The following is a 13,116-nucleotide window of genomic DNA, read 5'->3' as shown; positions in this document are numbered from 1 at the left end:
CAAGTCAACGATTGATAAGTCAATTGAGAAAGGTGGGACGCAATGGACCTACGTGAAATCAGCCGATTACTTTACCAAATCAAGGTGGCGGAACAAAATGTCGCATCGTCGTTCGAACGGGAGACAGGATTCAGCCTGACCCGCTACGAGATGTTACAAGTCGTCAAAGAACGAGGCGTTTGTTCGCAACGTGCGATTAAGGAAGAGATGAAAATCGACAATGCCGCCATCACTCGACATTTGAAAATCCTTGAAGAGAAAGGATTTGTCGTCAGAGAGCGGAACGCGGAGAACCATCGCGAGATGTTCGTCCGTGTGACAGAGAAAGCAGAGCAAGACCTAAGGGATTGCGAGCGAGACGAACGGGCCAACCATCTCGTCTTACAAGCCTTGTCCGCTGAAGAGATTCAACACTTATCCGCGCTGCTTCAAAAATTGAACAGTCACGCCTAAACAGAGAAAGAAGGAATTCACCAATGGCAACTACATTCAAAAACAATACATTTACAGACGTCATGTTCGGTCGCAAATCAATCCGTGTCTATGACGAGAACGTGAAAATCTCACAAGAAGAAATGCTCGAGATGATTCAAGAAGCAACGACTGCCCCATCATCGGTCAACATGCAGCCATGGCGTTTCGTCGTCGTCGAGAGCCCAGAAGCGAAAGAGACGCTCAAACCGCTTATCCGTTTCAACACGCGTCAAAACGACACGTCTGCAGCGATGCTCCTCATCTTCGGAGACATGGAGTGCTACGAGTACGGCGAACAAATCTACGATCAAGCGGTCGCAGAAGGTAAAATGCCACAAGAAGTACGTGACCAACAGCTCGACGCGATCATCCCTTACTACAAAAATCTCTCGAAACAAGAGATGAACGACATCGTGAAGATCGATGCGAGTCTCGCAGCGATGCAATTCATGCTCACAGCTCGTGCACACGGCTATGACACGAACCCAATCGGCGGTTTCGAGAAAGACCAACTTGCAGAAGCGTTCGGTCTCGATAAAGATCGTTACGTACCAGTCATGATCTTATCTGTCGGAAAAGCGGCAGAAGAAGGTTACGAATCAGTTCGCCTTGATGCTCAAACGGTCACATCATTCAAATAATTCATTTAACAATCGGAGGAATCAACCGTGATTTTAGTCAACGCCACATTCGATATCCAAGTATTACAACGTGAGAACTTCTTGCGCGATATCCAAATCTTGATCGACTCATCAAAACAAGAAGCAGGGTGTGTCGGATATGACCTATACGAGTCAACATCTGTCGAGAACCGTTTCGTCATGATCGAGAACTGGGAAGACCAAGCCGCTCTCGAGCAGCACAACCAAAACCCAGTCCTCATCAACTTCGCACAAAACGTGGCGAACTACGTGTCAGCGAAACCGGTCGTGCAAGTAGCGGCGGTCAACTAATATGTCGACGCTCACCCTTGTGCTCGGAACGCTCGTCGCCATCGAATTCTTCTATATCTTCTATTTAGAGACGATTGCGACGGCATCCTCGTCGACGTCACGCGTCTTCCGTCTATCGAAAGACGAGCTGACGAGAGACTCGGTGTCGGTTTTGTTCAAAAATCAAGGCGTCTATAACGGATTGATTGGGGTCGGGCTCTTGTACGGACTATACCTTTCCCCAAACCCGGTCGAGATTGTCACCATGATCCTGACCTATATCATCCTCGTTGCCCTATATGGCAGTATCACGAGTGACAAGAAGATTATTCTGACACAAGGTGGGCTTGCCATCTTGACGTTGATCTCGATGGTGATCTTATGACAGAAAGCGTTCGACCTGAGAAAATGGTCGAACGCTTTTTGCTTGTATCCTCTATACTAAATAGTGAGGTGATGATGGTGAGATACACATGCCCATGCTGTGGCTATCAGACGTTAGAAGAGGAACCACCAGGCACATACGACATTTGTCGAATCTGCTTTTGGGAGGACGACGGGGTTCAATTCGATGATCCCGATTATGAAGGCGGTGCGAATACGGTGTCGCTTCGACAGGCTCAACAAAATTACATTCAATTTGGTGCGAGTGAACGGCTCTTTTGTGATGATGTCAGAAAACCGAATAAACACGACAGAAAAGACCCAGACTGGAAACCCTTCTCTAGCAAGTAAACTTAATACAAGGTCACCCATATAAGAGGTGACCTTGATCATTCATCTAATCTAATACGCTCCCACATCTCTTCATCGACGACAAAGAACGATTCATGGGAGCATACCGCAAGCACACATGTCTCTCCCGTATAAAACATCAAGTCTTCCGGAAGTTTCGGATGAATCCAACTGAATAATGAACGACCCCGTTCTTTTAAGAACTGTACCGTCCTGTAATTCATATGAAACGAATATAGATACGCTGTATCCACAGACAGTCGTGTTGTCTCCCACTCACTTACGATAGTTCGTTCAATCAAATCCCAACGAATCTCTTCAGTCAGTACATCCATATACGCTAGACGCTCCTCTTCAATCTCCATGCGTCGCCTGTCTTCCACGAACGCAAAGTGAGTGCAGTGCTCAAGCAAAACATCGATGAGCGCCTCATAGCGCTCTCCCTTTACATCTTGAGTGATCATCAGCATGCTTTCAAGCCTCCTATGGTGAAGCAACAAATATACCCGTCTCTTCCGTAATCTCAAACGAATCTTGATTCCATCTCACTTCAATCGTCCCGACTCTTTCGGGTTCTTCGACACTTCGATATAATCGCCTGACCTCCATGTCAAAAGTGAAAAAGCCACTTGATTGTTTCATATACCCTTCTTGATTCACATATGTATTTGTCTGATCCCCAATCAGCGTAAATGCGTCACAGCTCTCATCTTCACATTGTACCGAATAGGTTTCCTCGAACCAGCTTATAAAGTCATCCATACCTGGGCTTATCGTATACATCGGTGTCACCCTGGCCCAAGCTACAATCAACACAACAAAACCGATGAACAACCATTTTTTCATACGCTCTCCCCTGCTCTCACTATCCAAAGTCTACCATATCCATTTCATCAAAATTAAAAAACCGCCCTGACGAAGTCAGAGCGGAGTCCAATTATAAGGCGAAAATCGCTGCAGATACACCGACGACACCAATGAGCGCCATCGCATATACCGGTACACGTGGCATTTCGCCATTGTTGTCGAGCGCTTTCCCGAACATGTAGAAGACGATTGGGTGCACGAGGAACGGCATCGAGAAGATGAGCGGGATGAGAAGTGACGCTTCCGTTCCGAACATTCCACCTTGAACCGCTGCGAACAAGCCGAAGTGCGAGATCGCTGACGATTGTGCCATCGTCGTGTAATCAAACGCAATTGTGCTGAACGCCAAGATAACGAGACCACCGAAGACGGCCATCATCTGCCATCCGAACGAGAACTGCATAAGGGCTTTGACTTCTTTGAAGTCTTCCCCGTTCGCCGCGCGTAAGTTTTTCAACGCGAGCGCCGTGAGTACGAGACCGACCAAAACGATGATGGCTGTCGGCCAAATCCAGAGCGCACCGTTGTCGGCACTGACCGCGAGGATTGAGAAGACGAAGATATGTCCGAAGAACGGGATGTTGATCATGATTGGCGCACGTTTCGCTGCTACTTGACCGAAGTCACCAGCCGTACACGCTCCTGTGAGACCACTGTGTGAAAGTGACCCTGCCATACCTGGTGCGAGATTACGGATGTGACCCGTGCGAGCGAACCACATGATGAGCGCGATCCCACCGAACATCCAGAACAACTGACCGAAGAAACCGTAGACGAGAATCGAGTTCATGCCTTCGATGGCGAACGCGTCACCGATTCGTGAACCCCCGACCATGAAGTTGGCAGCCAAGACGACCGGGATCCCTGCGAAGAGAAGCGCGCGGACAGTCGGTCCATACGTCCAGTTATGGAAGATGGCACCGAGTGCTGACGAAATCAACATCGCAAAGAAGATTTGCGGAAGTGCGATAATCGGCTGAACCGCTGTCGCAATCAAGAACGAGACGAACAAGATGACAAGCAAGAGGACAGTCTCGATGACACCTTTTTGCATGTATACTTTCTTGTCCTGAATCTGTGCTTTATGGTCGATGAGTAAGAACGACACCGCAAGACCGAGGAGTGCGAGGATTGGGTAGTAAAGCGCAATCCCTTCTGCCGTACCTGGCTCGATTGCCATACGGAAGAATCCTTCCAAACCGACGAGCAAGAAGAACGAACGAAGGATGAAGATGAACTGCGTACGTCCTGTCCCGAGGAACATCTCCTCTTTGGCAGGAATGACGATGTCCTCCATGTCGAGCTCTTGTTTACTCAAGATTTTACGAAGTTCTTGTCCACCGACGAAGAACGAAACGACTAACGCGATGATCGTCGTCCGTGACAAGAAGTCGACAAGCGGGAATTCAGGAAGACCCGGCGTCGCGATACCGATTTCGACCATACCGAATCCGAGACCGAGACCGAAGATGACGATGACGAGGATCGGCGAGAAGCGCGTCCCAGCCACGACCATACGAGATAAAATGACCATTGGAATGACGAAGGCCATAAGCAACCAGAATTGGTTGATCAGTTGCATTTGAGATAATTGCTGTACAAGTTCCATTGACTAACCCCTAACATAATTTTTAGCACACAATATCGAAGTGTACAGGAATGAACATTATGTGACAATAGGGTGTGATGTTTTGTAAACATTGAAAGCGGAACCAAGTGAAATTGGTCCCGCTTTCGTTAGTTATTGGACTGTCTGAGGCCCCAAATTCCTTTATTTCCTGTGGAATAAAAGAGGTCTTCTTTTCCGGTAAAACTCGCCGAATCACTAGAATGTGCACGAATCTGTTTATTGACGTGCCCTTTCCAATCTTTATATCGATCGAGCTCGAGTTGGTAGTATGATTTTTCGACATACGCATAAATGTCTTTTAAAGATGCCGTCCCACCATGGTATTGGAGGGCGAATTGGATTTTGCGTAGTAACAGGCGTTTCACATCTTTCATCTCCTTATATAATTAGCAATTATGTATACCTAATTTATCCATACCCTTTCTAAAAAAGTTACAGGTTTTTAGATGTATTTCCTTTATAATAGGAATATAGACCTGAATATCTCATGTTTGGAAGAAAGGAAATCGATATGAACCAAAAGATTTACAACACTGAAAGAGAGATTTTAGAGGAAGTTGCTTTACGGCATGACCTTTCCCCTAATCTTCTTCAAAACATTCTCACAACATCGAAAGCTAATTACTATGGGGAAGCAATGACTCCAACAAAAAGACAAAAAGAGTTAGAAGAAGAATTAAAGTATTTGATTAAAAAAGGTAATTCTCTAACTCAATCTATTGGTAATTCTAAAAAGTCAGGCTTAAAGTTTGTGCGGATCCAATTAAATAATTACAAAACTTATTTAAATACGCAAACAATCAATTTCGATACACATACAGATGAGAAAAACATCGTTTTAATTGGTGGGTTGAACGGTGCAGGCAAAACGACAATCTTAAAAGCCGTTCGGTACTTACTATTTGGTAGACGAGGAATGACGGATGCTGAATTCCAGCAACAGTTCACTAATACTATTAATAACTCTTTTTTTGAAAAGGGTGGAAGAGAAGCTAGTGCTTCACTGATTTTCGAACCAGGTGATGGTCATCATTATGAAATCAAAGTGGTTTGGCAATATGATAGCAAGAAGCGGGTTGTATCCGAGAATAAAACATTCAGCAAACGAACGATTGGTGCAGCACGTCCAAAACGAAATGAAGAGATCACTCCACACAATGTGGATGATTTTAATCGAACAATTGATAAATTGATTCCATTTGACGCCTCTCAATTTTTAATCTTTGATGGTGAAGAAATTCGACGTATTATTTCATCTCGAAATTCTACAGACTTTAAGGTAACCATCGAGCGTATGAATGGATTCTTACATTTTAATATTTTAAAAAACGACTTAGACAAAATTTATTCCCGCAAGCAAAACGAACTCGCAGTCGCTCAAAAGAGTACGGAGTTGTTAAAATTCAACAAAAAAATTACAGACCTTAAAGCACAACTTAGTGAATGGTCTGAAAAAAGAAGCAAGAGTGAAGAGCGAGTTTCTACTTATAATAAAAAACTTGATTATTATAAAAAACTTCGGAACGACAAGTTAACGCAAAACAGTGAATCACGTGAGGAATTTGCTGCTTCAATGAGTGCATTGCAGGTTCAATATAAACAAACAATGGACCAAATCTCGAAACTGTTTGCTGAGCAGGCAATTCCATCTTTTGCATCCAAAAAAATCAGACTCTTAAACGAACGCTTAACAGCTGAACAACAAATCATTTCAGACCAACAAAAAATTGAACAAGTATTGGCGCCTTACCACCAATTCATGTCTAAACTTTTATCTGAACCAATCGATCCACCGTTGACCGAAGAACAGCTTCGTCAAGTTGAGGAGATTGGGAAAGGGATTTGGTTATCAAAAGAAACAACCCGTACTCCAATCAAGCAAGAAGACCAAAACATTTGGCACGACCTTTCTCCGAACGACCGCAGATACTTAATGAATATCAACGCGGGGACAATCAAACAACAGATTGTTGAGTTAATCAAAAAGTCGAACAATATTAAATATTCGATTGATCAGTTACAGCAAAAAATCGAACTTGCACCCTCTGCTGTCAGTGTTGATGAGGAAGATAAAAACATCCAAGAGACGACAGAAATGCTTGGAAAAGCGAAAAATCTTTATATGAAGCTAAAGAAAAAAGAACAAGAGTGCATTCAAGAAATCCGTTCGATTGAAGCAAAATTAAAAGGTACTAAGTCTACTGCATCAAATGCCATTGATTTAGCAGACGATGTAAAAATTATCGGTGAAATTAAAATTGCAATTGAAGAGTACGCAACGAAAGTACTGCATTGGAAAATCGATGTGATAAGCCGTGAGTTTAATGAAATGCTCAATACCCTTATGCGGAAACAGGACGAATTCGGTAGAGCATTCATTGACCGAGATATGATGATGATTCGAATCGAAAATGAACGAGGTGCAGAAATCGCTATAGAAGAACGATCAGCTGGTGAAATGCAAATCATCTCTTCGGCATTTATTTGGGCAATGATTAAAGCTGCTGACTTAGACCTACCTATGATTATTGATACACCTCTCGGGCGTCTCGATAGTTATCACCGAAGAAATTTAGTTGAACATTTCTACAAACATATTAGTAAACAGGTTGTTATTCTTTCCACGGATACCGAAATCACACCTGAATATGTGAATCTAATGAAAGAATATACTTCAAAACAGATTATGTTGGACTATAACCAAAACGATAAATATACACTCATTCGTGAGGGTTACTTCGAAATTGTGAGAGGATAAAAATTATGGACTCAAAAGGAATAAAACTATCTAAAATTACAAAAGACAGAATCGATGAAATTATTCAACACTTGGATCACTATGCCCCAAAAGACGCTAGACCATTTGTCGTAAAAATATGTTTAATGCACGGGATTGAAAATTTTAATAATCAATCGTCATTACCCGAGGAACTTAAATCTGGTACATGGGATATGGGTGCGATTATCAATGGAAATGACTATCTCCTGGGTAAGCATTTAATCATCAATGACATGCAAAAGGAAATTACAGAGGAAAAAGACATTCGTGATGCAATGCGAAAATATATCGAACTAGGTACGATGAGCATTTATTCACTTATAGAATCAAGTAGCGATTTATTTGAGGAGGATTTTTTGATCAAACTATTAACAGCTTAATCTCAGCGGATTCCCGCTGAGATTTTTTATCGAAATTTCTATATTGTAAAGTCTGTTCGCTATTTTTATACGAACACATATGTTAGACTTTCATTATAAAAACAACAAGTTACGTACGTAATATCATATGTAATATATAGAAGGAGGATATTGTATGGATCCTAATTTCAGCTATAACTTCCCCGCATTACGAGGAAAACAGGCAGAAAAAGAATATTTCGTCGTTATGTGCCCGTTAAAACTGATTCCAAAAATCTTCTTATTCGATGAAGAGGAAGTCCCACCACAATATCGCTCACAGCGAATTTTGAATAAATCTCGAGTCCCAGATATCACAAATTACATTGTAGATCAGTCTAAGGACTATGTATTTTCATCACTTACAGCTTCCATTGATGGTGAAATTCAGTTCACTCCTTTTTCGGATGAGCCGAATTTTAAAGACTTAGGCAAGCTCTCGATCACATTAGATTCTCGTTTTTTAATAAATGATGGTCAACACCGGAGAGCAGCGATTGAAGAGGCTTTAAAAATTATGCCTGAATTAGGTAATGAAACAATTTCTGTTGTATTCTTTCATGATGAAGGTCTAGAACGGTCTCAACAAATCTTTTCAGATTTGAATCGACATGCCGTTAACACAACGTCATCTATCGGTATTTTATATGACCATCGCGATCAGTTATCGCTCCTAACTAAAGAAATCGTTGAAGAGATTCCGCTGTTAAAACGGTATACAGAAATGGAGAAAACGTCCCTCTCCAAGAATTCACCAAAACTTTTAGCGCTAAATCATATTTATAATGCAAATAAACGACTAATTAATAAGAAAAAAGGTGCTCTTTTAACTGAAGAAGACGCATTGAACATCAAAACGTTTTGGCTAACTCTATGCAATAGTATTCATGAATGGGAACAAGTATTTAATAAAGAAATCTCCCCTCGTGATTTACGTATGATTTCAATTGCGGGTCAAGGTTTATTTATCGAAGCAGCGGCTGAAGTTGCGCGCTCTTTAATTGAACAAAAACCTGATACATGGACAGCCTACCTTACAAAATTTAAAGATATTGATTGGAGCCGTTCAAACGAAAAAGATTGGAAAGGTCGTGCCTTTAACGAAAACGGCAGAATTTTAAAGAACAACTACACTATTCGATTGACTGCCATACGAATCAAATCGCTAATCGGCATCAAGCTCACGAAAGAAGAGAAAGATTTCGATCAACAAAAATCAAGCATGAACGTATTATGACTGTTTTGGCACGAGAGGATGACAATTTATGACACAAGGTATTATTAGTAACTTATTTACTCAGCATGAAGGAGATACTGTTTCTAGACGCTCCATCGATTTGATCAAACGTGTGTATTTAAATGACACACGTCCATGGGTGGTCGGATTTAGTGGCGGAAAAGATTCTACACTAACGACTCAACTCATTTTCGAAGCGTTGCTAGAGCTTTCACCAGAACAGTTGCATAAGAAGGTGTTTATCATTTCTTCTGACACTTTGGTAGAAAACCCACTCGTTGTTTCCATGATTAACGGCTCTTTACACCGCATGCAAGAAGCCGCTTTAAAATATAATCTCCCAATCGAAACACAAAAAGTTAAACCACTTACAGAAAAAACTTTTTGGACGAATATTATCGGACGTGGCTACCCTACTCCGAACCAAACGTTTAGATGGTGTACAGATCGTCTTAAAATCGACCCTGCTAACCGCTTCATTAAAGATAAAGTGTCAAAATACGGCGAAATTATTATGGTACTTGGTGTCCGTTCATCTGAGAGCACGAGCCGAGGCCAATCCATAAAAGACCATGAGATTTCAGGTAGCGAATTGATGCGACACACATCATTAGCGAATGCTTATGTATTTGCTCCAATTAAAGAATTTGTTCTAGATGATGTATGGAGCTACCTTCTTCAAAACCCAGCTCCTTGGGGGGAAGACCATCATAAGCTACAGAAAATGTACATGGATTCAAGTAGCGAATGTCCATTAGTCGTTGACCAAAACATTAAAGAAAGTGCTGGTTCTTGTGGGAATAGCCGTTTCGGTTGCTGGACGTGTACGGTTGTCAATCAAGATAAATCGCTTACTGGCTTTATTCAAACTGGTGAACATGACTGGTTAAAACCATTATTGAAGTTCCGCAATAAAATGGTTCTCATTCGTGACGACCGTTCTAAACGAATGCATAAACGAATGAATGGTGCCTTCTATTTATTAGAAGTTCAACATGAAATCAAAGAAGATGGAATCTATATTGTTCAAAAGAAAAAAGGCGGTCGTGCTGCCACTTCTCATAAAGTAGTTGACCGAATTGAAGATTTGACTGATGAGTCTGTTCTTGCCGTTCCTAAAGCACAATTAAGTCAATTTATCGCAAAACACAATATTGACTTGAGCAAACCTGAAGAGTTCAATATTCAGTTTGTCGTTACCGAAACAAACGAGGATGGGCAATCTGTATACTCACACCTTGGTCTTGGTCCTTTCACACTAGCTACTAGAAATGAACTAATGCGCGACTTATTGATTTTACAACGTGATTTAAAAGTTCCAAATTCAGTCGAGTACAAATTAATTCAGGATGATGAGTTACGAGCAATTCGTCGCTTATGGCTCCGTGAAGGTGATTGGAACGATACTTTACCAGAACTTTATCGCGAAGTATTCGGCGTCGACCTGGATTGGGAACATGATGATCGTCAGATTCTAACAAGTGACCAAGCGAATGATTTAGAACTTCTTTCTCAAAAGTATGGTCTTGATTTCAATATGGTTCAAAAACTATTTACAACAGCAAATGATTTTCTAGGTGTAAAGGTTAAACGAGGATTTAATAAAGATGTCGCTGCGCTATTGAGCCAAGACTATTTAAGCCTTTACAAAGAGCAAGGAGTTTTAGAGAGAGATGAAGATTGAATCGATTGTCTTAAAGAATATTGGAGCATATAAAAATCAAACATTTGATTTCAAGAATGAAAACTCTAATAAAAATGTTATTTTAATCGGCGGGAAAAATGGAGCGGGTAAAACAACCTTTTTAAACGCACTTCGCACTGGATTATATGGTAGTCAGGCGTTTGGGATTAAAGCACCTACTCCATCCTACTTCAAAGAAATTGAGAAGTTAATCAATAGCGAAGTAAGAGATCAACGAGAAAGATATAGTACCACTAAACAAATTTCAAAAATCCAAATTACGTTTACAACAACAACGAATCAAACTACATCACGCTATTTATTTGAACGATCATGGGGAATCGACGCTAAGAATATTAAAGAATACTTTAACATCTATCGTGATGCAAATACCTTTGCACTAGCAGAGAAGGATAAGAGTCAAGTCTATTCATTATTCTTAGAACGTACTCCCCTCTATTTGTTTAATGTCTCATTATTTGATGGAGAGACAATTAATCAAATTATTAATGAAGGGAAACTGTCTGAGTACCTAGATGATTTGATGAAAAGTGCATTTAAATTAGAGATTCCAGATTTATTAACGGAAACAATCGAATCACTTGTACGAGACGAAGCCAAGACTAAGCTATCTAAAGATAAATCAAAACGTTTAGATGAGCTTAAAAAACAGCTAAGTGAATCCGAACAAAAATTGCAAAACGTTCAAGTCGATAAATCTCAGCTTCTTCAGAAGATCGAAGTTAGTGAAGCCGAAATCACTGCCTTCTCTGAATCGTTACGCGCACACGACGTGATTAGTAAAGAAGAAGAAGCAAAATTGAAAGAGGAAATAAGAAACCTAGAACAAGAACGACAGAAATTAAAGCAATCTACGTCAGACTTTTTCAATGAGTACTACGCCTTTTCTATCAATCATCACTTGCTTGAAAAAGCTGCAGAACAAGTAGAATCAGAACTATTGATCAGAAGTGTAGAAGATTTAGAAAAAGTCTTCACCGATGAGTTCTATAAGAATGTTTCACGTAATTTAGGAGGATCTGTAGGACATGATTCACTGAAGAATGAATTCAATGCGGCTTTAAAAACGGCTGTTCCGAAAACTGAAATTATTCATGACGCTTCGTTCGGTTCGAAGGCAAAAGTTGAAAATATGATTTCTTCAGTAAACGCTCAATCTTCCTCATCTCTCTTGGCAAACATTAATCGCGATGACGAAATCATAGAGGAACTGAAGATATTACGAAGAAAACTAGTGATTCGAGAAGAAAATCATGCGGATTTTGAAAAACAATTTGAGGAATTGAATCAACTCAAAGTTAGTCATCTTCATTTGAACGAGCAGTTAGAACGTATTGTTAAACTTGAAGAAGAGCTCCAAAATCAGTACTCGATGTTAGTGGAAGAAAACGCCTCACTTCAACAAGAAATCGAGAAAATCACTTCAAAATCGAGCTTATTATCGCAAAATGCGACTTCAACATTAGCTTTACTAGAAGACTTCAAACTTCAACAGCGATATAAAGTCATTCGGAGTGTTGAAGAAAATGCGTTACGCATGTTAAAAACATTGATGCGTAAAGAAGATTACGTAGATAAGCTATCGATTCTACCCGAAGACTTCTCGTTAACTTTGTCATCTAAAGACCAGTCTCAAATTTCTGTAGCTACGCTATCTTCTGGTGAGAAACAGATTCTACTTCTTTCATTAATCTGGGCAATTTTCAAAGTTTCCGAAAATCAAATGCCATTTATCTTCGATACATTGTTAGGCCGATTAGATCGAGATCACCGTTATAACATTTTACGTAACTTACTTCCTAACTTTGGTGAACAAGTGTTAGTGCTATCTACAGACTCAGAAATTAGCAAAGATTACTACGACGTACTCAAACCATCGATTTCTAAAGAGTATAGTCTTCAGTTTGATAATGAACATTTAGAAACACGAGTCATTCCATCGTATTTTGAATTTGAAAACGCGCAGGTGAAAAACTCATGAACTACCGTCTTAAATTAACTGAACAAACGCATCTCTATTTTAAAGAGATTGCAAACTCAACTCATATCACACCGAACATCCTAGCTCGTTTCGCCGTTGGAATATCATTAAAAAACGAAAAAACTCCATCAAGCGTTAAAGGTCAGCCCATTTCTAATTTTGAAATAAATCGTGCCACCTTAACGGGAGAACACGACGAGATGTTTAAAATGATGATTCTTCAACATGCTGAACGCCATATTGAAGAAGAACGATATTTTCCAGATTATTTTAATGCGCATATTACTCGAGGTGCCGAAGAGCTTTATCAAATGTTCCAATTTTCTAGAAGTACCAATCAATTCTTAAGAGAGTTATTGGCTCTCCAGGAGGGATAAC

15 protein-coding genes are annotated in these 13,116 nt (G+C 40.6%); 11 read left to right on the top strand and 4 right to left on the bottom strand.

Features of this window, described 5'->3' with window-relative positions:
* Window positions 1-42 precede the first annotated feature (42 nt).
* From KNO68_RS00955 to KNO68_RS00935, 5 genes are all read left to right on the top strand, one after another.
* The gene (locus KNO68_RS00955; RefSeq protein WP_214684779.1) at window positions 43-453 is read left to right on the top strand and encodes a MarR family winged helix-turn-helix transcriptional regulator; all 411 of its coding nucleotides are present in this window, start codon (window positions 43-45) and stop codon (window positions 451-453) included.
* 23 nt (window positions 454-476) lie between these two features.
* Complete coding sequence (locus KNO68_RS00950; RefSeq protein ID WP_214684781.1) at window positions 477-1,115, top strand: nitroreductase family protein; 639 nt, start codon at window positions 477-479, stop codon at window positions 1,113-1,115.
* Window positions 1,116-1,142: 27 nt separating this feature from the next.
* Window positions 1,143-1,427: a putative quinol monooxygenase gene (locus tag KNO68_RS00945; protein WP_214684783.1), complete on the top strand. Its 285-nt coding sequence runs from the start codon at window positions 1,143-1,145 to the stop codon at window positions 1,425-1,427.
* A 1-nt stretch (window position 1,428) separates the two neighbouring features.
* Window positions 1,429-1,791: a DUF1304 domain-containing protein gene (locus KNO68_RS00940; RefSeq protein WP_214684785.1), complete on the top strand. Its 363-nt coding sequence runs from the start codon at window positions 1,429-1,431 to the stop codon at window positions 1,789-1,791.
* A 77-nt stretch (window positions 1,792-1,868) separates the two neighbouring features.
* A complete protein-coding gene (locus KNO68_RS00935) occupies window positions 1,869-2,141 on the top strand; it encodes a CPCC family cysteine-rich protein (protein WP_214730757.1) in 273 nt (90 codons plus the stop codon).
* A gap of 38 nt (window positions 2,142-2,179) precedes the next feature.
* On the opposite strand, the gene KNO68_RS00930 is transcribed toward KNO68_RS00935, so the two are convergent.
* The 4 genes from KNO68_RS00930 to KNO68_RS00915 form a co-directional block, all read right to left on the bottom strand.
* Window positions 2,180-2,611 carry a stage III sporulation protein AH gene (locus KNO68_RS00930; protein ID WP_251024812.1) on the bottom strand — a complete coding sequence of 144 codons (432 nt, stop codon included), beginning with the start codon at window positions 2,609-2,611 and terminating at the stop codon, window positions 2,180-2,182.
* A 13-nt stretch (window positions 2,612-2,624) separates the two neighbouring features.
* Window positions 2,625-2,987 (bottom strand): hypothetical protein, encoded by a 363-nt coding sequence (locus KNO68_RS00925; RefSeq protein WP_214684787.1) that lies wholly within the window; start codon window positions 2,985-2,987, stop codon window positions 2,625-2,627.
* 91 nt (window positions 2,988-3,078) lie between these two features.
* Window positions 3,079-4,617: a hypothetical protein gene (locus KNO68_RS00920; protein ID WP_215111925.1), complete on the bottom strand. Its 1,539-nt coding sequence runs from the start codon at window positions 4,615-4,617 to the stop codon at window positions 3,079-3,081.
* 128 nt (window positions 4,618-4,745) lie between these two features.
* Window positions 4,746-5,012 carry a hypothetical protein gene (locus KNO68_RS00915; protein WP_251024811.1) on the bottom strand — a complete coding sequence of 89 codons (267 nt, stop codon included), beginning with the start codon at window positions 5,010-5,012 and terminating at the stop codon, window positions 4,746-4,748.
* Window positions 5,013-5,149: 137 nt separating this feature from the next.
* Between KNO68_RS00915 and dndD (KNO68_RS00910) the strand changes: the two genes are divergently transcribed.
* From dndD (KNO68_RS00910) to KNO68_RS00885, 6 genes are all read left to right on the top strand, one after another.
* Window positions 5,150-7,396 (top strand): DNA sulfur modification protein DndD, encoded by a 2,247-nt coding sequence (gene dndD, locus KNO68_RS00910; protein ID WP_215111924.1) that lies wholly within the window; start codon window positions 5,150-5,152, stop codon window positions 7,394-7,396.
* Between the two features lie 5 nt (window positions 7,397-7,401).
* On the top strand, window positions 7,402-7,797 hold the full coding sequence (locus tag KNO68_RS00905; protein WP_214782485.1) for a hypothetical protein: 396 nt from the start codon (window positions 7,402-7,404) through the stop codon (window positions 7,795-7,797).
* Window positions 7,798-7,951: 154 nt separating this feature from the next.
* Window positions 7,952-9,052, top strand: a complete 1,101-nt coding sequence (gene dndB / locus KNO68_RS00900) for a DNA sulfur modification protein DndB (RefSeq protein ID WP_214817547.1) — start codon at window positions 7,952-7,954, stop codon at window positions 9,050-9,052.
* A 28-nt stretch (window positions 9,053-9,080) separates the two neighbouring features.
* On the top strand, window positions 9,081-10,736 hold the full coding sequence (gene dndC, locus KNO68_RS00895; protein ID WP_215111923.1) for a DNA phosphorothioation system sulfurtransferase DndC: 1,656 nt from the start codon (window positions 9,081-9,083) through the stop codon (window positions 10,734-10,736).
* On the top strand, window positions 10,726-12,738 hold the full coding sequence (gene dndD, locus KNO68_RS00890; protein ID WP_214691169.1) for a DNA sulfur modification protein DndD: 2,013 nt from the start codon (window positions 10,726-10,728) through the stop codon (window positions 12,736-12,738). Before dndC ends, dndD (KNO68_RS00890) begins: the two co-directional genes overlap by 11 nt.
* Window positions 12,735-13,115 (top strand): DndE family protein, encoded by a 381-nt coding sequence (locus KNO68_RS00885; RefSeq protein WP_215111922.1) that lies wholly within the window; start codon window positions 12,735-12,737, stop codon window positions 13,113-13,115. The genes dndD (KNO68_RS00890) and KNO68_RS00885 overlap by 4 nt, the downstream gene beginning before the upstream one ends.
* Window position 13,116 lies beyond the last annotated feature (1 nt).

It is taken from the genome of Exiguobacterium sp. s75, assembly GCF_018617145.1.
Lineage (GTDB): Bacteria > Bacillota > Bacilli > Exiguobacteriales > Exiguobacteriaceae > Exiguobacterium > Exiguobacterium profundum.
Note: the sequence above shows the minus strand (reverse complement) of the source record. Positions and strands in the feature narration are given on the sequence as shown.